A 24362-nucleotide genomic window follows, 5' to 3' on the forward strand; every position below is an offset into this window, starting at 1 on the left:
CAGCGATTCTTCGGAACATTAGTGGAACGAAAGTCCCCTACCCGTCAAGATGCTGGTGCAGAAACGCGACCGTCCGCTCCCACGCCAAGTCAGCGGCGGGCTTGTTATAGCGTTCAGCCGAGGTGTCGTTGTTGAAGGCGTGATCGACGCCGTCATAGGCATATGCAGTCACGTCCTTGCCCGCCGCCTTCAACGCGGCAACCCACGGCACGCCCGTAGCGGCAACGCGCGCATCCTTGCCCGCATAATGCAGCAGCAAGGGGGCTGCGACCGCCCCCGCCTCGGCCGGATCCGGTGCCGGGCCATAATAAGCGACACCCGCCGCCAACGCGTTGCCCGCCGCCACGGCAACACGATTGACCAGCGCCCCGCCCCAGCAAAAGCCGATAATGCCAACCTTGCCGTTCGCGCCCGGCTGCGCCGACATTGCGCCGATCGTGGCGACGGCTTCCCCGGTGATCGCGGTAAGGTCAGCCTTGCCAATCATGTCGCGGGCGAGGTTCTCGTCGACGGGAGTGCCACCCTGGTCGCTCAGAAAATCGGGCGCAACCGCCTGAAAGCCGGCCAGCGCCACACGCCGGGCGACATCTTCGATATGCGGGGTCAGCCCGCGATTTTCATGCACGACAATAACGACGCCAGCGTGTTTCGCATCCTTGGGTGCCGCGAAATAGCCGGTCAATTGCTTGCCCGGCCCGATCGCATAGGGACCTTTACGCGTCACCAGCGCCGGGTCATCGGGCTGGGTGATCGAGGCAGCGGCGGGCGAGGCCGCAATCCCGGCGATCAACACTTCGGCAGCAGCGACCGATCCGACCAGGCCGACCATTTCGCGCAACAGGGCGCGGCGGTCGCGATGCTCATGCGTGAAGGCGTCGTAAATCTGGATAGCGCGATCGCGGATATCGGGCATGAGCATTCCTCAAACGATTCGCCCCCCGGCACTTCGCCAAGCTACCCCGTCAAACCGCGCGATACCACCACACACCGTCCTCGATCGTCTTCACCGCGCGCCCTTCGACCTCCAGCCGCCGGACATGCGCCAGCGCTTCGCCCGTCGCCATGCCGAGCATGTCGGGCCCGATCGCGCGCCGGAACAGCCGCCCGAAACAGTCGATCGCGCGGCGCGGTTCGGCCAGAAACACTTCCAGTTCGTCGAGCCGCTCGCGATGTTCGCGGTCCATCGCATCGAGCCGCGCGTGCAAGCCGGTGAACGGATCGCCATGTCCCGGCAGCACCAGCACATCGTCGGGCAATGCCTTCAACCGCGCGATCGAGTCGAACCATTCGCCCAGCGGATCGGCCGCAGGCTCGGTCACACCGAGCGAAACATTCGGGCTGATCCGCGGCAACACCTGGTCGCCCGAGATCAGCACCTTGCCGACGGGATCGTACAGACAGGCATGTTCGGGACTGTGCCCCGACCCGACAACCACCTGCCACTCGACCGCGCCGATCAGCCGCGTATCGCCATGCTGGATGCGGGTATAGCCGAGTGGCAGCGGCGTGACGATCCGGCGGAACCCCGCCCAGCCACGCTCGCTGGCATGGGCGATCTGCGCATCGTCCCACCCCGCGCCACGCCAAAAGGCGATCATCTCATGCGGCACCGCATCGCGCGCATCGGCGACCAGCATCCGCGCGGTCAGCCATTCGCCGCGCGTCATCACCAGCGGGCAGCCATGCGTATCGCATATCCAGCCCGCCAAACCGATATGATCGGGATGGAAATGCGTGCCGATCATCTGCGTCATCCGCACGCCCGCCAAAGGCCCCTGCCCCAAAGCCTCCCACGCCGCACGCGCCTCGGGCGTGTTCATGCCGGTATCGACCAGCGCCACGCCACCCGCATCGTCGAGCAGCCAGCAATTGACATGCTTGAGCGGTCCCGGAACGTGCAGCCGCACCCAGCCGATGCCGGGGGCCACACGCATCACCGTGCCGGGCGCTGGCTCGGCCCCGCCATACGGATAGGTCAGCCCCTTATGGCTGGTCGGGACGAAGCTCTGCTCGACCGGGACGGCCGCCTCTGCAATGGACATGCGATCGGTTAGCGCGGGGTGCCGTACCAAGTCACGCATTTCCTCAGGCAAGGAGCGTCGCCTCCTCGCCCAGCAACAGCCGCAGCACCTCGTCGGGCGATTCGAACATGATGTCCGGATTCAGCCGCGCCAGCCCGTCGCGATTGGCATAACCCCACAACACCGCGCCCGAACAGATGCCGACCTTCTTCGCCGCCACCACGTCGCGCGTCTCGTCGCCGATCGAGATGACATGCTCGATCGCCACCTTGCTCTTGCGCAACACCCGGCGATAGCGCGGTGCCTTGCCGAACAAGGATGCGCCGCATTCGAACCATTCGATCAACGCGGCATTTTCGGGGCCAAGGATGGCACGGGCATTATGCTCGGCATTGGAAGTGACCAGCGCCATGCGCACGCCATTGTCCGCCAATTGCCGCAGCAACGGCGTAACGCCCTCGAACAAGGCGATCCGGTCGGTCTGCTCGGCCAACAGGCGATGGAGGTAGCGCCCGATCTTGGGCAATTTCCAGCGCGGAATGCCGAGATGGCGGATCACCTCCCCCGAGGTGCGCCCGCGCAAGGACGCAACCTCCTCGGGGGCGACCTTGCGGAACTTGAACCGGTCGGCGAGATGATCGGCGACCGACAGGAACCAGTCCCCGCTATCGGCCAGCGTTCCGTCGAAATCGAAGATCACCAAACGATAGCGCGGATCGGACATGGTCACCTCAGCGCGATTGCGAGGAGCGGCGATGGCCGCGCTTGCCGTCATCCCCCTGGGGAACCGGTGCGCTGCGAATGGTCACCAGCTCCGCTCGTGTCGCCGCCCCGTCCTTGTTGAGGTCGAAACGGTCGAACAGGCTCGAAAACTGCGCCTGCAACTCGGCGAGCGTGATGCGGTTGTCGCCATCGCTGTCGATGGCGAACGGGCTCGGCAGCGCATTGCGATCCCCCAGCCATTTGAGCGCCCAGTCGCTATAGTCGATATAGCCGATCGAGCCCTTATGCGCGCTGTCGGCATCGGCGAAGCTGCGCGCGATACAGGCACTGAGCTCGGCGCGGGTGGTGCGCCCGTCGCCGTCACTGTCGCACGCGGCGATGAGCATTGCGGCCGGCTCGACCACGATCGTCGCGGCTGGCTGACGGGCTGGCGGGGGAGTGACGACGGGTACGGTTTGCGCCGATAGCGGTGCCGCCATCAACAGCAGCATCGCTCCGGCGCGCACGACCATCATTTCGTCAAACCCGCAAAATCGCTCTCGTTAAGATAGTGGGTATAGCTTTCCAGCCCCTTGGAAGCCGCCGGATTGGACAGCAGTTCCTTCATCGCAATCTTGCCCAGCGCGCCCCCGGCCGCTTCAAATCCGGCACGACTTCTCGCCTTGAACAGCGGACGCGCCTCCTTTGCGCAGTCGACCACCATCAATCGCGTGAAAAGCACCGCCATTTTTTTGTCGGCCTCAATCTGCCCGGCGGAATCGACCTTGATAAGATCCGCCATCTGCGGTGCCGAACTCATGGCACCTAACATCCAGCGTGCGACCGCGATTCGGTCAGCGCCGGTAGTCTTGTCGACGAAGCACTGCCCAAGCACGGTCGCCTGTTCGGCTAGCTTGGCATCATCAGGAACCGACGCTTGCGGACTCGCCGCAGCAGCCAAGGCAGCAACCATCATAAGAATCGTCATGCTTCGCTCTTCCCCGCGTTCGGCAACAACAGACTGGCATCGCCATAGCTGTAGAATCGATAGCCGTCTCGCACCGCATGGGCATAGGCCGTTTGCATCTGCTCGGTGCCCATCAACGCGCTGACCAGCATGAACAAAGTCGATCGCGGCAAGTGGAAATTGGTGACGAGGCCGTCGATACCGTTGAAGCGGTAGCCGGGCGTGATGAAGATCGCGGTGTCGCCCTCGAACGGGCGAATCACCCCGTCGGCACCGGTTGCACTCTCGATCAGGCGCAGACTGGTGGTGCCGACCGCGATCACGCGCCCGCCACGGGCGCGCACCGCGTTGAGCCGGTCGGCGGTGGCGGCATCGATGCGTCCCCATTCGGCGTGCATCTTGTGGTCGAGCGTATCGTCGGCCTTGACCGGAAGGAAGGTGCCCGCCCCGACGTGTAGCGTCAGCGTGGCGTGCTCGATGCCTGCCTCCCCAAGCTTCGCCATCAGCGCGGGCGTGAAGTGGAGCGCCGCAGTCGGAGCCGCCACCGCGCCTTTTTCGGCAGCGAACATCGTTTGATAATCGTCGGCATCCTGCGCGTCCGCCGGGCGGCGCGCGGCGATATAGGGCGGCAGCGGCATGCGTCCGGCGCGTTCCAGCAGCAATTCGACCGGCTCCTCGCCCACGAAATCGAGCGCGAAGCTACCATCCTCGCCGCGATCGCGCGCATAAGCGGTGACACCGCTGCCGAAATCGATTTCGTCGCCATCGCGCAGCCGCCGCGCATTGCGGATGAAGGCGCGCCAGCGCCGCGGCCCCTCGCGCTTGTGCAGGGTCGCACCGATCCGCGAATCGCCGCGCGTCCCCTCCAATTGCGCGGGGATCACGCGCGTGTCGTTAAACACCAGCATGTCGCCCGCGCGCAATGCGTCGGGCAGATCGCCCACATGGCGGTCGAGGAGGGCATTCCCCTCGACCACGAGCATTCGGGCGCTGTCGCGCGGCGACGCCGGGCGCAGTGCGATCCGCTCCGGCGGCAAGACGAAGTCGAACAGATCGACCTTCATGACGGTACTCCCCCCGTCGTGGCAGGTATCAGCGGCTCAGGCCGCCTTTTTCTTCGGCGCTGCCTTGGGTGCGGGCTTCAGCACCGGCTGGCTCGGCGCGAGCGTAGCCGGGGCAGCGACCGGCGCGGGCGGCGGCGGCGGCGCATAAGCGGGGGGATTGTCCGCCGCGATATAAGCATGGAGAATCCGCGACGGGTGCACCGGCGGCTCACCGCGCGCGATCGCATCGACATAGTCCATGCCCGAGATGACCCGGCCGAACACAGTATATTTGCGGTCGAGCTTCATTGTCGGACTGAACACGATGAAGAACTGGCTGTTGGCGCTGTTTTCGGCCTTGGTCACTTCCTCGACGGTGGCACCCTCGGCCGATCCTTCGCGCGCCGCCGACACCGCGCCACGCACATGTGGCAGCCAGTTGAACTCGGCTGGCACGTTGGGCAGCGTCGATCCACCGGTGCCGTCGCCCTTCGGGTCACCGGTCTGCGCCATGAAGCCTTCGATCACGCGGTGAAACAGCAGCCCGTCATAGAAATGCTGGCGGGTCAGCGTCTTGACGCGCTCCACCATCTTGGGCGCGGCATCGGGGCGCAGCCAGATGACCACACGGCCACCGGTCGACAGGTCGAGATAGAGCAAATTCTCCGGGTCGCTCGCCGAGGGGATATCGGGCCGCCCAACGGCGGTGACGACAGCGCTCTTCGGGTCCGGCTTCTTTTTGGCGGCAAAGGCGGGCCCAGCGACGAACGCGAGGATGAAGACCAGAAGGGTGGTAACGAAACGCATCATTTCCCCGCGAAAAACTCGGTGTGGACCCGCGCTTAGACCAAGTCGCCGCTTGCGCCAATCTGAACGTGGCGCGCGAAAGCGACCATATTAGGGCTGAGTGCCCTTGCGGCCGATCTTATCGACCCGCGCGGCAAGTTCCGCCGCCACGGTCGGGCTGACGAAACGGTCGATCGGGCCGCCATAAAGCGCGATTTCCTTGACCAACCGGCTGGCAATTGGCTGCAACGAGACATCCGCCATGAGGAACACCGTCTCGATACGCGGGTTGATCGCCCGGTTCATGCCCGTCAGCTGATACTCATATTCGAAATCGGTCACCCCGCGCACGCCGCGCAAGATGATGCTCGCGCCCTGCGCCGCCGCGAAATCCATCAGCAGCGAATCGAAGCCGACGACGCTGACCCCCGCGATCCCTGCGGTCTCGCGCTCCATCATGGCGATCCGTTCGGCATCCGAGAACATCGGCGATTTGGAGGCATTGGTGGTCACGCCGATCACCAGCCGGTCGACCAACGCCGCGCCGCGCCGGATGACGTCCATATGCCCCAGCGTCACCGGATCGAACGTACCCGGATAGACCCCGGTGCGGATCGTCAACGGTCGCGCTCGAGCGTGAAGCGCGCAATGTCGCGCAACAGATCCGCCTCGGGGCCAAAGGCATGGAGATGTTCGATCGCCTGATCGACCAGCATCCGCGCTTGTTCGCGGGCACGATCGAGGCCGAGCAGCGACAGGAAGGTTTCCTTGCCCGCGCCCTCATCCTTGCCGAGCTTCTTGCCGACTGCAGCCTCGTCGCCCTCGACATCGAGGATGTCGTCGGCAATCTGGAAAGCGAGCCCCACATCACGGGCATAGCCGCGCAAGCCTGTGCGCCCTTCGGGTGGCACCTTGGCGAGGATCGCGCCCGCTTCGACCGAACAGGCGATCAGCGCGCCGGTCTTCAGCGCCTGCAATCGCGTGACGGTCGGCAAATCGAAGGTCGATTTCTCGGCCTCCAGATCCATTGCCTGTCCACCCGCCATGCCCGCCGGGCCCGCTGCGCGTGCCAGATCGAGCACAAGTTCGCTGCGCACGAAGGGGTCGGGATGCGTGCTCGGGTCGGCCAGAATTTCGAAGGCCAGCGCATGCAGCGAATCGCCTGCCAGGATCGCGGTCGCCTCGTCGAACGCGCGATGGACGGTCGGCTTGCCGCGCCGCATGTCGTCGTCGTCCATCGCGGGCAAATCGTCATGGATCAGGGAATAGACATGGATGCACTCGATCGCCGCACCCGACCGGCCGACCGCATCCCGGTCGAGATTGAACAAGCGCCCGGTCGCGAACACCAGCAGCGGGCGCAGGCGCTTGCCCCCGCCAATCGCGGCATGGCGCATCGCCCGATACAGGTTGGCCCGCGGATCCTCGGGGATCGCCAGAAACTGGTCGAGCCGGCGATCGATATCGGCACCGACTTCGGACAAAGCTGCGGCAAGCGTCAGGGACGAAGCGGTCATGCCCTCAACCCGCGGCAAAGGGCTGCGTGCCGATGGCACGCCCCTCGCTGTCGGTGCGGATCGCCTCGATCCGCGCCTGGGCCGCATTAAGCCGCTCGTCACAGCGACGGCGCAATTTGTCCCCGCGCTCATAGAGCGCAATTGCCTGGTCGAGCGGCGCATCGCCACTCTCGAGCCTCGCCACGATCCCCTCCAATTCCTTTAACGCCGCTTCGAACGACAGCTCTTCGATCGCTATATCCATTTGTCAGCTATGCGGCAGGCGAGTGTTTGGGGTCAAGGATACGCTAGGGCCGCAATGCGTTTGTCGTGCAATTCGCAATAAGGAACTTCCCGCATGTTCACCAGCATCGATCCGGCAACCGGAACGCCCGGCCCGTCTTACCGCGAGCTGACCGGCGATGAGATCGAAACCAAATTGACGCGGGCACAGGATGCTTTCCAGGAGTGGCGCGTCACCGATTACGCCACGCGCACCGCCCTGCTCGAGCGAATCGCCGAGCAGTTCGATGCCAACACCCGTCGCCTCGCCGAGATCGCGACGCGCGAAATGGGCAAGACGCTGAAATCGGCAATCGCCGAGGTCGAGAAATGCGCTGCGGGATTCCGCCATTATGCGCAGGAGGGCCCGGCGATGCTGGTGCCGAGTCCGGTCCAGGGAGGGACCGCGACCTGGCACCCGATGGGTCCGGTGCTGGCGGTGATGCCGTGGAATTTCCCCTATTGGCAAGTCGTCCGCTTTCTCGCGCCGACGATCATGGCGGGCAATGTCGGCCTGCTGAAACACGCCTCCAACGTGCAGGGCGTCGCCGCTGCGATCGAGGAGATGGTGATCGCCGCCGGAGCCCCTGTCGGCCTGTTCCAGAATTTGCCGATCAAGTCGGACAAGGTCGCTGCCATCATCGCCGACGACCGCATCGTCGCGGTCACGCTTACCGGCAGCGAGGGCGCGGGCATGAAGGTCGCTGAGGCGGCGGGCCGGGCGCTCAAGAAGGTCGTGCTCGAACTGGGTGGCTCGGACCCGTTCATCGTCATGCCCTCCGCCGATCTCGATCTCGCCGCCAAGACCGCAGTGGCCGCGCGCATCCAAAATACCGGCCAGTCGTGCATCTGCGCCAAGCGCATGATCGTTCACGCCGACGTGTATGATGCTTTTCTCGAAAAATTCTCGGCCGGGATGAAGGCGGTTGTCGCGGGCGATCCGATGGACGCCGCGACCGACATGGGCCCCTTGTCGAGCGACGCACAGCTTCAGACTGTGCTGGACCAATTGCAGATGTTCCGCGAGGCCGGTGCCAAGTTGCTGTTCGGCGGAGAGCCCTTGCCCGGCAAGGGGGCCTATCTGTCGGCGGGGATCCTCGTCGACGTGCCCGCCGACCATGCCGTCGCGCGGGAGGAGGTGTTCGGGCCGGTGGCAATGCTGTTCAAGGCCGATGACATCGACGCTGCCATTGCCCTCGCCAATGCTGTGCCATTCGGCCTCGGCTCCTCGGTCTGGACCAACGATCCTGCCGAGCGCGCGCGCTTCGAACGGGATATCGAGGCCGGGATGATCGCAGTCAACGCAATGCTGGCTTCCACGCCGGGAGCACCGTTCGGCGGCATCAAGCGCTCGGGCCACGGGCGTGAATTGGGGCCCTATGGGTTGCACGAGTTCATGAATTTGAAGACGGTGATCGGCTGAGCCCCGCCGTTTCCTCCCCTCCCTGGGAAGGGAGGGGAGGAAAGCAGTGTCGACCTCCCCTCTTCCCGGATCAATCCAGCGTCAGTACGATCTTCCCGACATGCTCGCCCGCCTCCATCCGCGCATGCGCGGCGGGGGCTTCCGCGAGCGGGAAGGTGCGGTCCATCACCGGCTTCAGTCGCCCCGCCTCCACATGCGGCCACACCGTGCTGTGCAGTTCGTCGGCAACCAGACTCTTGAACGCCGTATCGCGCGGGCGCAGCGTCGATCCGGTCAAAGTCAGCCGCCTCCGCATGATGTCGAAGATGGGAATCGTCGCCATCAATCCGCCCTGCACCGCGATCGAGACATGGCGACCATCCTCGGCCAGGCATTTCAAGTTGCGCGGCACATAATCGCCGCCGACCATGTCGAGCACCGCCGCGCAGCCCTTGCCACCGGTAATCTCGGCGACGCGCTCGACGAAATCCTCGGTCTTGTAATTGATCGCATGCGCCGCGCCGAGCGCGACTGCCGCCGCGCATTTATCGTCCGAGCCAGCGGTGACGATCACCTCCAGCCCGAAGATCGCGCCCAAGGCGATCGCCATCGTGCCGATGCCGCTGGTGCCGCCATGCACCAGCACGGTGTCCCCCTCGGTCGCATAAGCGCGTTCGAACAAATTGGTCCACACGGTGAACAATGTCTCGGGCAAGGCCGCCGCCTCGACCATCGACAGCGCGTTGGGCACGGGCAACACCTGCCCCGCTGCGACCGCGACATATTCGGCATAGCCGCCCCCTGCCAGCAGCGCACACACTGGCTGACCGGTCATGTCGATCGCGACCTCGGCCCCTTGCGCGACGATCGTGCCCGACACTTCCAGCCCCGGGATCGACGGCGCGCCCGGCGGTGGCGCATATCCGCCCTTGCGCTGCAGCACGTCGGGCCGGTTCACGCCCGCCGCGACGACGCGGATCAACACTTCATCAACACGCGGCATCGGCACCGGGCGCTGCACCACGCGCAGCACCTCGGGCCCGCCCGGCACGTCCGGGTCGATCGCTCGCATCGTTGTCGGAATACCGTCCATCGGTCGTGCGCCCTGTTTTGCTTTGCGCGCCTTATTGACATGGCGCGCCGCCGGGTCAACGATCCTGCCTATGGACCTCGACGAGATTCTCCCGAAACGCGCGGGCGATCCGCTCGCCGCGCTGATCGTACAGGACCTTGACCCGCTGTCGGTCAAGGAACTGGAAGCGCGCATCGTCGCGCTGGAGGCGGAAGTGGCGCGCACCCGAGCAAAAATACAATGCGCGGTTAACCATCGGGCAAGCGCGAACGACCTATTCAAGTCATGAGGGGTTTCGTCGCGGGGCCGAGGAAATGCCGCGACGTGTTTCAAGTGCTTGATGCGGGCGTCCTGCCTTCCGACATAGCAGGAAAGGGCCGCCCGTCTTTCGTGGCCCGCATGGAGTAAATACAGATGCCATCCTTCGCCTCCGCGCTGGAAACCACGCTGCACAAGGCCTTAGAGGCCGCGTCGTCGCGCCGGCACGAATATGCCACGCTCGAGCACTTGCTGCTTGCCCTGATCGACGATGAACATGCCTCCAAGGTGATGCAATCGTGCGGGGTCGACACCGCCGAGCTGACCGCAACCGTAAAACACTATCTCGATACCGAGCTTGAGGCGCTGAAGGTCGAAGCCGCGACCGACCCCTCGCCCACCTCGGGCTTTCAGCGCGTCGTCCAGCGCGCGATCCTGCACGTGCAGTCCTCAGGCCGCGATGAAGTGACCGGAGCCAACGTGCTGGTCGCCTTGTTCAGCGAGCGCGAAAGCTACGCCGTCTATTTCCTGCAGCAGCAGGATATGAGCCGCCTCGATGCCGTCAGCTTCATCAGCCACGGCGTCGGCAAGGGCACGCCTGCACCGGAAGCCACCACACCAAAGGGCGTCGATGAGGAAAAACCGCCGAAGCAGGGCGAGAAGGGCAAGAGCGAAAGCGCGCTCAAGCAATTCTGCGTCGATCTCAACGAGAAGGCCAAGAAGGGCAAGGTCGATCCGCTGATCGGGCGCGGGCCCGAAGTCGATCGCACCGTGCAGATCCTGTGCCGCCGTTCCAAGAACAACCCGCTTTATGTGGGCGATCCCGGCGTCGGCAAGACTGCCATCGCCGAGGGCCTGGCGCGCAAGATCGTCGAGGGCGAAGTGCCCGAGGTGCTGTTGCCAGCGGTCATCTATTCGCTCGACATGGGCGCGCTGCTCGCCGGCACGCGCTATCGCGGTGATTTCGAGGAGCGGCTGAAGGCCGTCGTCAACGAGCTCGAAAAGCTGCCCGACGCGATCCTGTTCATCGACGAGATCCACACCGTGATCGGTGCCGGCGCCACCAGCGGCGGCGCGATGGATGCGTCGAACCTGCTCAAGCCCGCACTGTCGGGCGGGACGATCCGCTGCATCGGTTCGACCACCTATAAGGAGTTCCGCAACCATTTCGAGAAGGACCGCGCGCTGCTGCGGCGCTTCCAGAAGATCGACGTCAACGAGCCGACGATCGAGGACACGGTCAAGATCCTGACCGGGCTGCGTTCGGCGTTCGAGGAGCATCACAAGGTCAAATACACCCCCGACGCGATCAAGTCGGCGGTGGAACTGTCCGCGCGCTACATCAACGACCGCAAGCTGCCCGACAAGGCGATCGACGTGATCGACGAAGTCGGTGCGATGCAGATGCTGGTGCCGCTCGCCAAGCGCAAGAAAACGATCACCTCACGTGAAATCGAGGCGGTGATCGCGACGATGGCGCGCATCCCACCGAAATCGGTCTCGACCGACGATACCAAGGCGCTCGAATCGCTCGAAACCGATCTGAAGCGCGTGGTGTTCGGGCAGAATGCGGCGATCGAAAAACTCGCCTCGGCGATCAAGCTGAGCCGGGCTGGCCTGCGCGACCCCGAAAAGCCGATCGGCAACTATCTGTTCACCGGCCCGACCGGCGTCGGCAAGACCGAAGTCGCCAAGCAGCTTGCGCAGATCATGGGCATCCCGCTTCAGCGTTTCGACATGTCCGAATATATGGAACGCCACTCGGTCAGCCGACTGATCGGTGCCCCTCCGGGCTATGTCGGCTTCGACCAGGGCGGTCTGCTCACCGATGCGATCGACCAGCAGCCGCATTCGGTGCTGCTGCTCGACGAGATCGAGAAGGCGCATCCCGATCTGTTCAACATCCTGCTGCAGGTGATGGACAATGGGCGCCTGACCGACCAGCACGGCAAGACGGTCGATTTCCGCAACGTCATCCTGATCATGACGACCAATGCGGGTGCTAGCGACATGGCGCGCGAGACATTGGGCTTCGGCAACCTCACCCGCGAGGGCGAGGATGAGCAGGCGGTACAGAAGATGTTCACGCCCGAGTTCCGCAACCGTCTCGATGCAATCGTGCCGTTCGGCTATCTGCCGACCGAAGTCGTGGCCCGCGTGGTGGACAAGTTCATCCTCCAGCTCGAGCTGCAACTGGCCGACCGCAACGTCCACATCAACCTCGACGACGAGGCCAAGACGTGGCTCACCGCCAAAGGCTATGACAAGCTCTACGGCGCGCGCCCGATGGGCCGCCTGATCCAGGAAAAGATCAAGCAGCCGCTCGCCGAGGAATTGCTGTTCGGCAAGCTGGTCCATGGCGGCGAGGTGACGGTGAAAATGAAGGACGGCGCGCTGTCGTTCGAGATTACGGCCGCCCCGCCCAAGAAGCCCAAGAAAAAGGCGGCCGCCAAGATCGACAAGGATACCACGACGGCCAAGTGACCAAAGCCGGCGGGTCGGCAGGAGTGCCGACCCGCTTTTTTTCAATCATACTGCGGATCCCATGCGGGGCGGAGCGCCGCCGCCTTCGGTTCTGGCTCTTGGCGATCCCTGTGCGGCGCGGCGAAATCGCCCTTCGCAACAATTTTTTGTCCTTTACGCTCTGTTTGGGTTCCTGGGCGTAGGGAGCAAGCATGTGCCGCGTGCTTTTATCCAGTCTCCTTGCAGTGATGTTGACGCTCTTTGCATCGGCGGCGCATGCTGAGCGACCGGGCGACACGCTGCCGATCTGCGTCACCCGTGCGCAAACGGGCATGACCCCGCTCCGGCTTTTCGCCGGCAAGACCGCGTTTGATTGCGTTTCTCCGCAAAGCGTTTTGCCCGGTGGCGACTATTGGGCGATTTCCTCGCCGGTCCACCGCACCGGCCCGCTTGCGATCCAGGTCGCCAGCCTTTGGCAAAAACGCATTACTTTCTATGCACTGTATGCCGATGGAACGGTCGTCTCCGCGTCGCTCGACCAACACGGGGCCGCGCGCCACCTCCAGCTCGGGGCGATTATCGAACAGTCCTTGCCCGAGCGCAACGCGCCGCTGTTGCGCGTGCTTTGGCATATCGAGGGGACTGGCAACATGCGCGGAATCTTGCGCGGCGCGCGGATCGTGAATCCGCAACAAAGCGTCGGCGCGAATTTGAAGATGGCGGGGCTCTACGGGGGCTTTGCCGGTCTCTGCATCGCGTTGCTCACCTATAATCTGGCGCTATGGGTGGCGCTTCGCTATCGGTTCCAGCTCGCTTACTGCGCGATGGTGACGGCGCTGCTGCTCTATGCGCTCTCGTCCTCGGGTGCCCTGGCCTGGGCCTGGCCTGATCTCGCCAATAACGACCGGATACGGATAAATTATCTTACGCTCGGCATTGCCGCGGTCGCCGCGTTCGCGTTTGCCCGGGCCTTTTTCGAGCCGCGCGTGTTCGGCGGATATCTCGGCCGGTTGGCGACGGTCGCTTCCGGCATAATGACGGTTGCGACGCTTGCCTTCGCTGTGTTCGCTCCGGTCGCACCCTATCTCACCGACCGCGCCTACACCTATGCTTTTCTAGCGCAAATGGGGGTTGCAGGACCAATTCTGTGGCGCGCATGGCGCTTGCGCAGCGACTATCTTGGAATGTTCGTTCTGGCCTGGGGTGCGCCGATCACGCTGGCATGCCTGCGGGCGTTCAGTTCGCTGGGCCTGATCGGCTGGAGCTTCTGGCTTGATAATTCGACGCTGGCTTCCATGACGATCGAGGCGCTTCTGTCGAGCATTGCGGTTGCCTATCGCATCCGCATGCTGAGCCGCGAACGTGATGTGGCGCGCGAACGCGAGATCGCCGCACTGCTGCTCGCCGACACCGATTCACTGACGGGATTGCTCAACCGCCGTGCCTTTCTGACCGAAGTTATCGGACGGTCCGGCGAGCAGACCTTGCTGATCGCCGACCTCGATCATTTCAAGCGCGTCAACGAAACGATCGGCCATGACGGGGGGGATGAGGTATTGCGGGTCTTCGCCCGTACGCTCCGCGAGTCGGTCCCACCGGAGGCGCTGGTCGCGCGAATCGGCGGTGAGGAATTTGCAATCGTTGCCCCCGCCGATATTCTGATCGAACCGCGCGCCATCCTGGAGAAACTGCGCGCCGGGCGCATGCCGTACGATGTGACCGTGACGGCGAGCATTGGCACTTGCACGGGCCCGCTGTTGCGCGAAGTCGACTGGAAGGCGCTGTACGCGTGTGCCGATCGTGCGTTGTTCGAAGCAAAGTCGGCAGGACGAGACCGCGTACGCGGTCGCCATTTGCCCGATCGCTGGGCAGCCTGACACGATTGGCGGACTTTCTTGCTCCGAATCGGAATTACCGATAGAATCGGGATGCAAAGGGGCTGGCCATGCGCAATCGCCGCATCACGATCGGAATCGTCGCAGCCCTCGCGCTGATCGCGGTCATGCGCCACCCGAGCGCCGACATTCAGATTTTGACGCATGACGCTACGGATCGTGCGCCACATCAGGTAAAGGCGGCGCTGGACCTCGGGCTGGTTGCCATATCGGTACTCGTCACCTGGACGGGAGCTCATATCTCCTGACGCTTGCGGCGCGCGGGAAGGCTGCTTACACCCCTGTCAATGATCTCCGCTGAAGCCGTCTGGCGCCAATCCTACCGTCATCCAACCCCTTGGGAGAGCGCCTTTCCTGCGCTGTCGATGGTGGAATTGTTCGAGCGCTCCGCGCATGCGGCAGGCAAGGCTCCGTTGATCGATTTCCTGAGTCGGCACTTCAGTTATGCCGAGACGCTGGACGGAGCGAACCGCGTTGCGGCCGGCCTGCAAGCCTTGGGCTATGGTCCGGGCGACCGGATCGGCCTGTTCCTGCCCAACGTGCCGCATTACCTCGCGGCCTATTATGGCATTCTCAAGATCGGCGCGACCGTCGTCAATTTTTCGCCGCTCTATACGGTGGCCGAGTTGGAGCATCAGGTCGCGGATTCGGGAACGCGCGTGCTGTTCACGCTCTCGGCCAGCGCGCTGCTGCCAACCGCGCTCAAGGTGCTCGACGGAAGCGGCCTGGAGCGCTTGATCGTCGGATCGATCGCCGGGGCGCTGCCAAGTGCAAAATCGATCCTCTATCGCCTGTTCAAGCGCGCCGAAGTCACGCCGCGCCCACACGACCCGCGCGTCATCGCCTTTTCGCATCTCATCGCCAATGACGGACGGTACACCCCTGCGACGATCGACCCCGAACGCGACGTCGCGCTGATCCAATATACCGGCGGCACCACTGGCGTGCCCAAGGGTGCCGCGCTGACGCACCAGAACCTGTCGGCCAATGCCCGGCAAGTGATGGGGATCGACCCGCACCCCGGCCCGCCCGACCGCATCCTCGGCGTGCTGCCGCTGTTCCACGTCTTCGCCAACACCTGCGTGCTCAACCGCACTGTGCTGAATGGCGGCTGCATCGTGATGCTGCCACGCTTCGAGGCAGGGGCTGTGTTGGCCGCCATCGGCCGCACCAAGGCGACCGCCCTGCCCGGCGTGCCGACCATGTATCAGGCGCTGCTCGACCATCCCAAGATCACGAGCACCGATTTCTCGTCGCTGCGCATCTGCATTTCCGGCGGCGCGCCGCTCGCCGCCGAATTGAAGGCCAAGTTCGAAAAGGTCACCGGGGCCGCCGTGGTCGAAGGCTATGGGCTGTCGGAAAGCTCGGGCGTGCTGTCGGCCAACCCGTATGAGGGCGAAGGCAAGACCGGAACGATCGGCCAGCCCATTCCCGGCACGCGGCTGCGGCTGGTCGACAAGGCCGATCCGACGCAGGATCCACCCGCCGGCGAGCCTGGCGAAATCGTCGCGATGGGCCCGCAAATCATGCAGGGCTATTGGCACCGGCCGGATGCCGATGCCGAGGTATTCCTGACGACCGAGGAAGGCCGCTGGCTGCGCACCGGCGATGTCGGCACGATCGACGCGGACGGGTTCGTGCGGATCGTCGATCGCCTGAAGGACATGATCGCGGTGTCGGGTTTCAAGGTCTTCCCCAGCCAGATCGAGGCGGTGCTGCACCATCATCCGGCGGTGAAGGAAGCGATGGTGATCGGCCTGCCCGATCCGTATCGTGGCGAGCAGCCGCGCGCCTATGTCACCCTGAACGAGGGGGCCGATGTTACGCCGGAGGCGCTGCGCGACTGGCTCAATCCGCAGCTTGGCCGCCATGAGCGAGTCGATGCCGTCGTGATCCGCCTGACCATGCCCAAGACGATGATCGGCAAGCTCAGCCGCAAGGATTTGATTGCCGAGGTGAAGGCGGAGAGCGATCCCCCTCCTTCCGCATAAGAAGCGAACTGGCCCGATCAGATCGAACCTCCTAAAGACCGTTGAAAACGATCCAAAGGGGCGCGCGGACAATGGCCAATCTGATCCTCCACGAAGATCCCGTTTCGGGGAATTGCTACAAAATCCGCCTGACGGCGGCGCATGTCGGCATTCCGCTCGAACGGCGCAGTTACGACATTCAAAAGGGCGAAACGCGCACCGCCGCCTTTCTCGACGGCGTGAACCCCAATGGCCGCATTCCGGTGCTGCAGATCGGCGACGATTATCTGCCCGAAAGCGGTGCCGCCTGCCTGTATCTGGCCGATGGATCGCCGCTGATCCCGCACGACCGCTTCGATCGCGCCGACATGCTGCACTGGATGTTTTGGGAACAATATAATCACGAGCCCAATGTCGCGACGCTGCGCTTCTGGCGCGCCTTCATCGGCGAAGACCGGCTGACCGATTTCCAGCGCACGCTCATCCCCGGCAAACAGGCGGCGGGCGAAGCCGCGCTGGCGCTGATGGACGCCCACCTTGCGCAAACGCCGTTCCTGGCGGCCGGGCGCTTCACCGTCGCCGACATTGCGCTCTACGCTTACACGCATGTCGCCGAGGACGGGGGCTTCGTCCTAAGCCGCTATCCGGCGGTCACGGCATGGCTGGCTCGCGTCGCAGAACAACCTGGACACGCGCCCATGTGACAGTTGCGTGAAGGTCCACGATTCCGATTGTAACATTCCGTCGCCATAGCTGGAGATCAGCCAAAGGTTTCGCGAAGGTTTCGACGCTATGGACGCTGTGACCAAGATTGCCATGGACGGTCTTTCGGGCGGGACGATTGCCGATTTTGCGGACTTCGCCAACTCGCATCCCGCCATCCCCGAGCGCGCAACGAGCGAACGCCGCCGTTATCGCACGATCTGGATTTCGGACATTCACCTCGGCACGCGCGGCTGCAACGCCGATATGCTGATCGACTTTCTCGACCATGTCGACAGCGAGCGAATGTATCTGGTCGGCGACATCATCGATGGTTGGCGGCTGAAGAAGCGCTTCTACTGGCCCGCCGCGCATAACGATGTGGTGTGGCGGCTGCTGAAGCGCGCCAAGCGCGGCACCGAAGTGATCTACATCCCCGGCAACCATGACGAGGTGATGCGCCAGTTCACCGGGCTCGATTTCGGTGGCGTCGCGATCCGGCGCAAGGCGATCCATGAAACCGCCGACGGTCGCCGGTTGTTGGTGCTGCATGGCGACGAATTCGACGCAATCACGCTGGCGCATCGCTGGCTGGCGCATGTCGGCGATGTGGCGTATGAATTCATGATGGCTCTCAACCGCTGGGTGAATGCGTATCGTCGCTTCTTCAACTTGCCGTATTGGTCGCTGTCCAAGCACGCCAAGGCCAAGGTGAAGAACGCGGTGCAGTTCATCTCCAACTTCGAAGAGATCGTCGCGCAGGCCGCCGGTTCGCGCGGCGTTGATGGCGTGGTTTGCGGCCACATTCACACCGCCGAATTCCGCGATATCAACGGGGTCGAATATTATAACGATGGCGACTGGGTGGAGGGTTGCACCGCCCTGGTCGAACATTTCGACGGCCGGATGGAGTTGCTCCACTGGGCCGACGAAATCGCCGCGCGGGCAAAGGCCCGGCCCGTGGCGAAGATCGAGATGATGGCGGCCTGACCGGCGTGCGCATCGCGATCGCCACTGATGCGTGGAGCCCCCAGGTCAATGGAGTCGTGCGCACGCTGCAGGCCGTGCGCCGAGAATTGGAGCGCCAGGGGCATGAAGTCCTGATCGTCTCGCCCGACCTGTTTTATTCGCTGCCCTGCCCGACCTATCCTGAGATCCGTCTGGCCTTTGCCAGCACCGCCACGGTCGGCAAGATGCTGGCCGACTTTGCACCCAATGCAATCCATCTGGCGACCGAGGGGCCCGTCTGCCTGGCGGCGCGGCGCTGGTGCCTGACGCGCGGCTTTCCCTTCACCACCGCCTATCACACGCAATTCCCCGATTATGTTTCGGCGCGCACCGGCGTGAACCCGGAATGGGTGTGGCGCTATATTCGCTGGTTCCATTGGCCGGCCCAATCGATCCTCGCCTCGACACCGTCGATCGCGGCGACGCTGAAGTCGCACGACCTCACCAAAATCCGGCATTGGGGGCGTGGCGTCGATCTGTCGATCTTCGGGCCGCACCTCGCGCCGCTGCCGGCGATCAAGGCGCTGAAGGATGCAGGTAAGGGCCCGATCCAGCTTTATGTCGGTCGCGTCGCGATCGAGAAGAATATCGAGGCGTTTTTGACCTCGAGCCATCCCGGCACCAAGGTGGTGGTGGGCGACGGCCCGGCGCGTGCGGCGCTGACCGCACGCTTCCCCGACGCGCATTTCCTGGGGCCGTTGTTCGGCGGCGATCTGGCCGCCGCTTACGCGTCGGCGGACGTGTTCGTCTTCCCCAGCCGCACCGACACGTTCGGGTTGGTGATGATCGAGGCGCTGGCATGCGGTACGCCCGTCGCAGCTTTCCCGGTGACGGGGCCGGTCGATGTGCTCAACCCTGCGGTCGGCGTCATGGACGAGAATCTCGATACCGCGATCGCCGCCGCGCTGACGCTCGATCGCACTGCCTGCGCGGCCTATGGCCAGACCTTCACCTGGGAAGCGAGCGCCCGGCAGTTTCTCGGGGCCTTGGTGCCGGTCGATCATCCCGAGGCGATTGCTGCTTAAGGAGGAAAGCGACACGCTTGCCCTCCCTTCACAACCGCTCTACACTGATAGTCAGAATAAGCGGCCGCTCCGAAAGGGGCGGCCCTTTCCGTTTTTAAGGAGTTTTCCGTGGCCCAGCCGCTCATGCCGCACGCGACCGCGTCCTGGCTCGTCGACAATACATCGCTCAGCTTTGAGCAAATCGCCGAATTTTGCGGCCTGCATATCCTGGAAATCCAGGCCATCGCCGATGACACCGCCGCGACCAAGCTGACCGGTCGCGACCCGATCCGCGCGCACGAACTGACCCAGGCCGAAATCGACAAGGGGCAAGCGAACCCCGATTATCGCCTGCAGATCCTCAAAGGACCAGAGCAGGTCCGCCGCACCAAGGGGCCGCGCTACACGCCGGTGTCGAAGCGGTCGGACAAGCCCGACGGCATTGCCTGGGTGATCCGCAATCACCCCGAAATCAGCGACGGCGCGATCAGCAACCTGATCGGCACGACGCGCACCACCATTGCCGCGATCCGCGACCGCAGCCACTGGAACATCGCCAACATCACGCCGAAAGACCCGGTGACCCTGGGTCTAACCACCCAACGCGAGCTAGACGCGGCCGTGTCCAAGGCGGCGAAGGCTGCTGGGCTCGAAGCCCCGGTCGACACCCGGCTGGAAGGCGACCGCGAGGCGCTGATCACCGAACTGCGCGCGCAACGCGACCAGCTTTCGCGCGACGCCGAAGCGGCTGAGCATGGCGAAACCGCGAAGCCCGCCGAACCCACTGCCGAGACGCTGTTCAAGCGCTGAAAACCCTTCTCCCCTCCCGCGAAGGGAGGGGCTGGGGGTGGGTTGCTCTCGGGGGAGCGCCGCGCTCTCCTTATGCCGACCCACCCCCGGCCCCTCCCTTACAGGGAGGGGAGGAAGCAAGATGACCCAACCGCCCCGTTTCGCCTTCACCATCCACGCCACCGACGGCAAAGCCCGCACCGGCGAAATCGCGATGCGCCGGGGCACGATCCGCACGCCCGCCTTCATGCCGGTCGGCACAGCTGCCACCGTCAAGGGCGTGAAACCAGCCGACGTCCGCGCCGCCGGTGCCGATATCATCCTTGGCAATACCTATCATCTGATGCTCCGCCCCGGGGCCGAGCGCGTGGCGCGCTTGGGCGGGCTGCACGGCTTCATGGGCTGGGATCGCCCGATCCTGACCGATAGCGGCGGCTATCAGGTGATGAGCCTCAGCGACCTGACCAAGCGCGACGAGAATGGCGTGACCTTCAAGTCGCATCTCGACGGCACCCGCCACACGCTCAGCCCCGAACGCTCGATCGAAATCCAGCGGCTGCTCGGATCGGACATCGTGATGGCGTTTGACGAACTGGTGCCGACCACGTCGCCCCCCGAAGTGCAATCCGCCGCAATGGCGCGCTCGATGCGCTGGGCCAAGCGCAGCCGCGATGCCTTCGACAGCGGCGGTGCCCATGCCGAAAATGCGGCGATCTTCGGCATCCAGCAAGGCGCGCTAGACCAGACACTGCGCGGCGACAGTGCGGCGGCGCTGATCGACATCGGCTTCGACGGATACGCCGTCGGTGGCCTCGCGGTTGGCGAGGGACAGGAGGCGATGTTCGGCTGCCTTGATTTCGCGCCCGGCCAATTGCCCGCCGACAAGCCGCGCTATCTGATGGGCGTGGGCAAGCCGACCGATATCGTCGGCGCGGTCGAACGTGGCATCGACATGTTCGATTGCGTGCTGCCGACGCGCTCCGGCCGCACCGGCCAGGCATTCACCCGCAACGGGCCGATCAACATCCGCAACGCGAAGTTCGCCGAGGACACCGGCCCACTCGATCCGACCTGCGCCTGCCCGGTCTGTGCGACCTGGAGCCGTGCGTATCTGCATCATCTGGTCCGGTCGGGGGAAATGCTCGGCGCGATGTTGATGACAGAGCACAATCTTTGGTTCTATCAGTCGCTGATGGCCGATCTGCGCCGCGCGATCGCCGAAGGACGGCTCAAATCCTTCGCCGATACGTTCCGGCAGGAGTATCGAAGCCAGAGCGAGAGGGACCAATGAGCGAAATCAACGAAATCGAAGCTGCCGCCCGCGACCATAAGCGCGTGCGTGATGCGGCCGAAGCCAAATCTGAAAAAGGCGGCAATTGGCCGGTCACCCCGATTGCGATCGGCGTTGGTGTCGGGTCCGCAGCTTTGGCGGCGGTGTTGCTCTACGTAAATCGGGATCGCAAGAAGTAGCGGGGCGGTTTCGCGCCCGCGCCGAGAGCGCGGGAATACCAGCAAAGTGTGCCATCCGATTGACACAGCGCCGGGTCGCGCGACACAGTGGCGGCACCCGGCATCCTCTTGTCTCTCGGAGTTTCCCAAATGCGCTTGTTCCGTGCCACCCTCTTAGTGGGTGCCGCCCTGCTGCCGCTGACATCCGTCGCCGCCAAGCCTACGCCCCCCGCATCCGCCCCCGCGATCAAGCCGATTGGCTTCACCGAACGCACGCTCGCCAACGGCCTTCGCGTCTATGCCATCCGCGACACGTCGACGCCCAACGTCTCGGTGCAAGTGTGGTACGATGTCGGCTCAAAGGATGACCCGGCCGGTCGCTCGGGCTTTGCGCACATGTTCGAACATCTCATGTTCAAGGCGACGCGGAATCTGGTCTCGGAGCAGATGGACCGGCTGACCGAGGATGTCGGCGGTAACAACAACGCCTCAACCAATGACGACTATACCGAATATCACGAGACGATCCCGGCCAACCACTTGCAGCGCCTGCTGTTCGCAGAGGCCGACCGGATGGCCGCGCTCGTCGTCGAGCCGAAGAGCTTCGCCTCCGAACGCGACGTGGTGAAGGAGGAACTGCGCCAAAACACCAATGCGCGGCCTTACGGCAAGCTGTTCTCACTCTATTTCCCGGCGATTTCTTACACCCGCCATCCTTATGCACGCGGCACGATCGGCAGCCTCGACAACCTGCAAAGTGCGCAAATCGATGACGTGCGCGCGTTCCACGCGACCTATTACCGGCCCGACAATGCCGTGCTGGTGGTCTCCGGCAATTTCGATCCCAAGCAGCTCGACGCCTGGGTCGACCAGTATTTCGCCGGGATCAAGCGCCCCACCACCCCGATCCCGCGCGTGACGGTGACCGAGCCCGAGCGCACCTCGGCCACGCACTATGTCGTGCGTGAGGCCAATACGCCGCTGCCTGCGGTGATGATCAGCTACCCGATCCCCGCCGACAGCGACCCCGACAATGCCGCGCTGACGGTGCTCAACGCGGTCCTGTCGCAGGGTGAAAGCTCGCGGCTGTATGAGACGCTGGTCTATCGCGACCAGCTCGCGCAGAGCGCCGAAAGCGTGCTCGATTCCAAACAGGGGCCGGGCAATCTCGCGGTGTTCGCGATCCTGGCCGGAGGCAAGAAGGCCGCAGACGGCGAAACCGCGTTGCGCCGCGAAGTCGCCCGTTTGCGCAACACGCCCGTCAGCGCTGCCGAACTGGCCGAGGCCAAGAACGAAATCCTGACCGCTGCGCTTGAATCGCGCGAAACCGCCGAGGGCAAGGGGCGCACGATTGCCTCCTCGGTGATCATCGATCGCGACCCGCGCGCCGCCGACCGGCAACTCGCCGCGATCGGTCAGGTCACCGCCGCCGATATCCAGCGCGTTGCGGCCAAATATCTGCGCGACGAACGCTCGGCGACGATCCAGTATCTGCCCGAGGACAAGACCATCGCTGCGCCACAGAACGACCGGATCGAAGTCGCCGATACCGTCGTGGTCAAGCCGCTGGTTGTGCCGGGCACGGTTGAGGTGGTGACGCCAGCGAGCGCGGCCGAGCGGATCGCCCCGCCACCGGCTGGCCCCGCCATCGCGGCGAGCGCGCCTGCCCCGCAGGAATTCAAGCTCGCCAACGGGCTGCGCGTGGTGGTGGTCGAAAAGCATGATCTCCCCCTGCTGAGCGCCTTGCTGATCGCGCAGGGCGGCGGCGCGGCGGATCCGGCCGATCGCGCCGGATTGGGCAGCCTCACCGCCGACTTGATGACCAAGGGCACCAAGACGCGCTCGGCCACCGAAATCGCGCGGCAAATCGAATCGCTCGGCGGGTCGATTTCGAGCGATGCGAGCTTCGACGGATCGAGCGTGACCGTAACCGTGAAATCCGACCAGGCCGCGCCTGCGCTCGCCATCCTGGCCGATGTGGCGCGCAATCCGGTGTTCGCATCCGAGGAAATCGAACGGGCACGGGCGCAGGCGATCGACGGTGTGCAGGTCGCGATCAAGAATCCGAGCCAGCTTGCCGGGCTCGTCGCCGCGCGGGCCGCGCTTGGCGATACCGAATATGGCCATCCGCTGTCGGGCACGCCGAACTCGCTCAAGGCGATTACCCAGGCCGACATCCGCCGCGCCTATGCCGAGGCCTGGGCACCCGGACGCAGCACGCTGGTGCTGGTCGGTGACGTGACCCCGGCGCAAGCGAAGACCTTGGCGGAGAGCAATTTCGCCAATTGGACCGCACCCGCCGCGCCACCGGAAGCGGTCACGCCGGTCGCCGCCTATCCCAAACCACGCGTGATCGTCGTCGATATGCCCGGCTCGGGCCAGGCGGGCGTGGTCGTCGCACGCCCGGGCCTCGCGCGCACAGACGCAGCCTATTATCCGGCGGCGGTCGCCAATACCGTGCTGGGCGGCGGCTTCTCTTCGCGGCTCAATCAGGAAATCCGCATCAAGCGCGGGCTGGCCTATGGCGCGGGCAGCAGCCTGCAAGCCGGACGCGATCCCGGTGCCATCGCCGCGCGCACTTCGACCAAGAACCCCAGCGCACCGGAGACGGTGTCGATCATCCTCGCCGAAATGAAGCGGCTGGGCGCGGAACCCGTCACCGCTGCCGAACTCGAAACCCGCAAGGCGGTGCTCGTCGGCAATTTCGGGCGCGCGACCGAGACCACTGGCGGGATTGCAGGGACGATCGGCAGCTATACCGTGCAGGGCGTGCCCCTGAGCGAGCTGGGGCGCTATACCCAGCGCGTCGCGGCGGTCGATCCGGCAGCGGTGCAGGCAGCGGCGGCAAAGCTGCTCGACCCAAGCGTGGCGAGCATCGTCGTGGTCGGCGACGCCAAGCTGTTCCTGCCCGAACTGCGCAAGACCTATCCCGACGCGGAAGTGATCGCGGCGGATGCGCTGAAGCTCGACAGCGCTTCGCTCAAATAGGGTCCGCGCGGCGAAACCCTTGCATTAACCAACAAGTGTTTCGCCGCGGGACGCCGCAAAATCGG

The 24362-nt window shown here is 64.5% G+C and carries 24 protein-coding genes; 13 read left to right on the plus strand and 11 right to left on the minus strand.

Features of this window, described 5'->3' with window-relative positions:
• Positions 1-37 precede the first annotated feature (37 nt).
• From ACP7BY_RS03830 to ACP7BY_RS03875, 10 genes are all read right to left on the minus strand, one after another.
• Positions 38-913, minus strand: coding sequence for a dienelactone hydrolase family protein (locus tag ACP7BY_RS03830; RefSeq protein ID WP_171010517.1), 876 nt, complete (start codon positions 911-913; stop codon positions 38-40).
• A 49-nt stretch (positions 914-962) separates the two neighbouring features.
• A complete protein-coding gene (locus ACP7BY_RS03835; protein WP_033966044.1) occupies positions 963-2042 on the minus strand; it encodes an MBL fold metallo-hydrolase in 1080 nt (359 codons plus the stop codon).
• Between the two features lie 43 nt (positions 2043-2085).
• Positions 2086-2745, minus strand: coding sequence for an HAD hydrolase-like protein (locus ACP7BY_RS03840; protein ID WP_033966048.1), 660 nt, complete (start codon positions 2743-2745; stop codon positions 2086-2088).
• A 7-nt stretch (positions 2746-2752) separates the two neighbouring features.
• Positions 2753-3259: an EF-hand domain-containing protein gene (locus tag ACP7BY_RS03845; protein ID WP_033966043.1), complete on the minus strand. Its 507-nt coding sequence runs from the start codon at positions 3257-3259 to the stop codon at positions 2753-2755.
• The gene (locus tag ACP7BY_RS03850) at positions 3256-3711 is read right to left on the minus strand and encodes a hypothetical protein (protein WP_137902795.1); all 456 of its coding nucleotides are present in this window, start codon (positions 3709-3711) and stop codon (positions 3256-3258) included. The genes ACP7BY_RS03845 and ACP7BY_RS03850 overlap by 4 nt, the downstream gene beginning before the upstream one ends.
• Positions 3708-4754, minus strand: coding sequence for a tRNA preQ1(34) S-adenosylmethionine ribosyltransferase-isomerase QueA (gene queA, locus ACP7BY_RS03855; RefSeq protein WP_033966039.1), 1047 nt, complete (start codon positions 4752-4754; stop codon positions 3708-3710). Before queA ends, ACP7BY_RS03850 begins: the two co-directional genes overlap by 4 nt.
• Before the next feature lie 36 nt (positions 4755-4790).
• Positions 4791-5540, minus strand: coding sequence for a peptidylprolyl isomerase (locus tag ACP7BY_RS03860; RefSeq protein WP_171010523.1), 750 nt, complete (start codon positions 5538-5540; stop codon positions 4791-4793).
• 90 nt (positions 5541-5630) lie between these two features.
• Positions 5631-6134 (minus strand): pantetheine-phosphate adenylyltransferase, encoded by a 504-nt coding sequence (gene coaD, locus ACP7BY_RS03865; protein ID WP_171010524.1) that lies wholly within the window; start codon positions 6132-6134, stop codon positions 5631-5633.
• 2 nt (positions 6135-6136) lie between these two features.
• Positions 6137-7036 carry a polyprenyl synthetase family protein gene (locus ACP7BY_RS03870; protein ID WP_033966036.1) on the minus strand — a complete coding sequence of 300 codons (900 nt, stop codon included), beginning with the start codon at positions 7034-7036 and terminating at the stop codon, positions 6137-6139.
• 4 nt (positions 7037-7040) lie between these two features.
• Positions 7041-7280, minus strand: coding sequence for an exodeoxyribonuclease VII small subunit (locus tag ACP7BY_RS03875; RefSeq protein WP_033966035.1), 240 nt, complete (start codon positions 7278-7280; stop codon positions 7041-7043).
• 93 nt (positions 7281-7373) lie between these two features.
• Here ACP7BY_RS03875 and ACP7BY_RS03880 point away from each other — a divergent pair, with 93 nt between their 5' ends.
• Positions 7374-8720, plus strand: coding sequence for an NAD-dependent succinate-semialdehyde dehydrogenase (locus ACP7BY_RS03880; protein WP_033966034.1), 1347 nt, complete (start codon positions 7374-7376; stop codon positions 8718-8720).
• A gap of 70 nt (positions 8721-8790) precedes the next feature.
• On the opposite strand, the gene ACP7BY_RS03885 is transcribed toward ACP7BY_RS03880, so the two are convergent.
• Complete coding sequence (locus tag ACP7BY_RS03885) at positions 8791-9792, minus strand: NAD(P)H-quinone oxidoreductase (protein WP_171010518.1); 1002 nt, start codon at positions 9790-9792, stop codon at positions 8791-8793.
• 70 nt (positions 9793-9862) lie between these two features.
• Here ACP7BY_RS03885 and ACP7BY_RS03890 point away from each other — a divergent pair, with 70 nt between their 5' ends.
• The 12 genes from ACP7BY_RS03890 to ACP7BY_RS03945 all read left to right on the plus strand — a co-directional run bounded on the left by ACP7BY_RS03890 (position 9863) and on the right by ACP7BY_RS03945 (position 24297).
• A complete protein-coding gene (locus tag ACP7BY_RS03890; protein ID WP_033966031.1) occupies positions 9863-10060 on the plus strand; it encodes a DUF1192 domain-containing protein in 198 nt (65 codons plus the stop codon).
• 125 nt (positions 10061-10185) lie between these two features.
• Positions 10186-12513: an ATP-dependent Clp protease ATP-binding subunit ClpA gene (gene clpA, locus ACP7BY_RS03895; protein WP_033966030.1), complete on the plus strand. Its 2328-nt coding sequence runs from the start codon at positions 10186-10188 to the stop codon at positions 12511-12513.
• Between the two features lie 227 nt (positions 12514-12740).
• Positions 12741-14369, plus strand: coding sequence for a GGDEF domain-containing protein (locus ACP7BY_RS03900; protein WP_249340851.1), 1629 nt, complete (start codon positions 12741-12743; stop codon positions 14367-14369).
• A 68-nt stretch (positions 14370-14437) separates the two neighbouring features.
• Positions 14438-14635, plus strand: coding sequence for a hypothetical protein (locus tag ACP7BY_RS03905; protein WP_033966028.1), 198 nt, complete (start codon positions 14438-14440; stop codon positions 14633-14635).
• Positions 14636-14674: 39 nt separating this feature from the next.
• Positions 14675-16378 (plus strand): long-chain-fatty-acid--CoA ligase, encoded by a 1704-nt coding sequence (locus ACP7BY_RS03910; protein WP_033966025.1) that lies wholly within the window; start codon positions 14675-14677, stop codon positions 16376-16378.
• A 71-nt stretch (positions 16379-16449) separates the two neighbouring features.
• On the plus strand, positions 16450-17061 hold the full coding sequence (locus tag ACP7BY_RS03915) for a glutathione S-transferase family protein (RefSeq protein WP_033966024.1): 612 nt from the start codon (positions 16450-16452) through the stop codon (positions 17059-17061).
• Between the two features lie 88 nt (positions 17062-17149).
• The gene (locus ACP7BY_RS03920) at positions 17150-18049 is read left to right on the plus strand and encodes a UDP-2,3-diacylglucosamine diphosphatase (protein WP_033966021.1); all 900 of its coding nucleotides are present in this window, start codon (positions 17150-17152) and stop codon (positions 18047-18049) included.
• 5 nt (positions 18050-18054) lie between these two features.
• Positions 18055-19092 carry a glycosyltransferase family 4 protein gene (locus tag ACP7BY_RS03925; RefSeq protein WP_033966019.1) on the plus strand — a complete coding sequence of 346 codons (1038 nt, stop codon included), beginning with the start codon at positions 18055-18057 and terminating at the stop codon, positions 19090-19092.
• 108 nt (positions 19093-19200) lie between these two features.
• Positions 19201-19881, plus strand: a complete 681-nt coding sequence (locus tag ACP7BY_RS03930) for a DUF1013 domain-containing protein (protein WP_033966017.1) — start codon at positions 19201-19203, stop codon at positions 19879-19881.
• Positions 19882-20002: 121 nt separating this feature from the next.
• Positions 20003-21151 (plus strand): tRNA guanosine(34) transglycosylase Tgt, encoded by a 1149-nt coding sequence (gene tgt, locus ACP7BY_RS03935; RefSeq protein ID WP_137902797.1) that lies wholly within the window; start codon positions 20003-20005, stop codon positions 21149-21151.
• Positions 21148-21330 (plus strand): hypothetical protein, encoded by a 183-nt coding sequence (locus tag ACP7BY_RS03940; RefSeq protein WP_033965556.1) that lies wholly within the window; start codon positions 21148-21150, stop codon positions 21328-21330. Before tgt ends, ACP7BY_RS03940 begins: the two co-directional genes overlap by 4 nt.
• 129 nt (positions 21331-21459) lie before the next feature.
• On the plus strand, positions 21460-24297 hold the full coding sequence (locus ACP7BY_RS03945; RefSeq protein WP_137902798.1) for a M16 family metallopeptidase: 2838 nt from the start codon (positions 21460-21462) through the stop codon (positions 24295-24297).
• Positions 24298-24362: the final 65 nt, after the last annotated feature.

The sequence above is a fragment of the Sphingomonas sp. PSPC2-2 genome, from assembly GCF_049897725.1.
In the GTDB taxonomy this organism is placed as follows: domain Bacteria; phylum Pseudomonadota; class Alphaproteobacteria; order Sphingomonadales; family Sphingomonadaceae; genus Sphingomonas.

What these genes read in the sequence shown, in the direction of transcription:
- ACP7BY_RS03905 (WP_033966028.1), top strand. Translation starts at nt 14,438, where the DNA reads ATGCGCAATCGCCGCATCACGATCGGAATCGTCGCAGCCCTCGCGCTG.
- ACP7BY_RS03940 (WP_033965556.1), top strand. Translation starts at nt 21,148, where the DNA reads ATGAGCGAAATCAACGAAATCGAAGCTGCCGCCCGCGACCATAAGCGC.
- ACP7BY_RS03875 (WP_033966035.1), bottom strand. Translation starts at nt 7,280, where the DNA reads ATGGATATAGCGATCGAAGAGCTGTCGTTCGAAGCGGCGTTAAAGGAA.
- ACP7BY_RS03900 (WP_249340851.1), top strand. Translation starts at nt 12,741, where the DNA reads ATGTTGACGCTCTTTGCATCGGCGGCGCATGCTGAGCGACCGGGCGAC.
- ACP7BY_RS03890 (WP_033966031.1), top strand. Translation starts at nt 9,863, where the DNA reads ATGGACCTCGACGAGATTCTCCCGAAACGCGCGGGCGATCCGCTCGCC.
- ACP7BY_RS03835 (WP_033966044.1), bottom strand. Translation starts at nt 2,042, where the DNA reads ATGTCCATTGCAGAGGCGGCCGTCCCGGTCGAGCAGAGCTTCGTCCCG.
- clpA (WP_033966030.1), top strand. Translation starts at nt 10,186, where the DNA reads ATGCCATCCTTCGCCTCCGCGCTGGAAACCACGCTGCACAAGGCCTTA.
- ACP7BY_RS03830 (WP_171010517.1), bottom strand. Translation starts at nt 913, where the DNA reads ATGCCCGATATCCGCGATCGCGCTATCCAGATTTACGACGCCTTCACG.
- ACP7BY_RS03845 (WP_033966043.1), bottom strand. Translation starts at nt 3,259, where the DNA reads ATGATGGTCGTGCGCGCCGGAGCGATGCTGCTGTTGATGGCGGCACCG.
- ACP7BY_RS03885 (WP_171010518.1), bottom strand. Translation starts at nt 9,792, where the DNA reads ATGGACGGTATTCCGACAACGATGCGAGCGATCGACCCGGACGTGCCG.
- ACP7BY_RS03880 (WP_033966034.1), top strand. Translation starts at nt 7,374, where the DNA reads ATGTTCACCAGCATCGATCCGGCAACCGGAACGCCCGGCCCGTCTTAC.
- ACP7BY_RS03840 (WP_033966048.1), bottom strand. Translation starts at nt 2,745, where the DNA reads ATGTCCGATCCGCGCTATCGTTTGGTGATCTTCGATTTCGACGGAACG.
- ACP7BY_RS03915 (WP_033966024.1), top strand. Translation starts at nt 16,450, where the DNA reads ATGGCCAATCTGATCCTCCACGAAGATCCCGTTTCGGGGAATTGCTAC.
- ACP7BY_RS03910 (WP_033966025.1), top strand. Translation starts at nt 14,675, where the DNA reads ATGATCTCCGCTGAAGCCGTCTGGCGCCAATCCTACCGTCATCCAACC.
- ACP7BY_RS03870 (WP_033966036.1), bottom strand. Translation starts at nt 7,036, where the DNA reads ATGACCGCTTCGTCCCTGACGCTTGCCGCAGCTTTGTCCGAAGTCGGT.
- ACP7BY_RS03945 (WP_137902798.1), top strand. Translation starts at nt 21,460, where the DNA reads ATGCGCTTGTTCCGTGCCACCCTCTTAGTGGGTGCCGCCCTGCTGCCG.
- ACP7BY_RS03860 (WP_171010523.1), bottom strand. Translation starts at nt 5,540, where the DNA reads ATGCGTTTCGTTACCACCCTTCTGGTCTTCATCCTCGCGTTCGTCGCT.
- ACP7BY_RS03920 (WP_033966021.1), top strand. Translation starts at nt 17,150, where the DNA reads ATGGACGCTGTGACCAAGATTGCCATGGACGGTCTTTCGGGCGGGACG.
- tgt (WP_137902797.1), top strand. Translation starts at nt 20,003, where the DNA reads ATGACCCAACCGCCCCGTTTCGCCTTCACCATCCACGCCACCGACGGC.
- ACP7BY_RS03850 (WP_137902795.1), bottom strand. Translation starts at nt 3,711, where the DNA reads ATGACGATTCTTATGATGGTTGCTGCCTTGGCTGCTGCGGCGAGTCCG.
- queA (WP_033966039.1), bottom strand. Translation starts at nt 4,754, where the DNA reads ATGAAGGTCGATCTGTTCGACTTCGTCTTGCCGCCGGAGCGGATCGCA.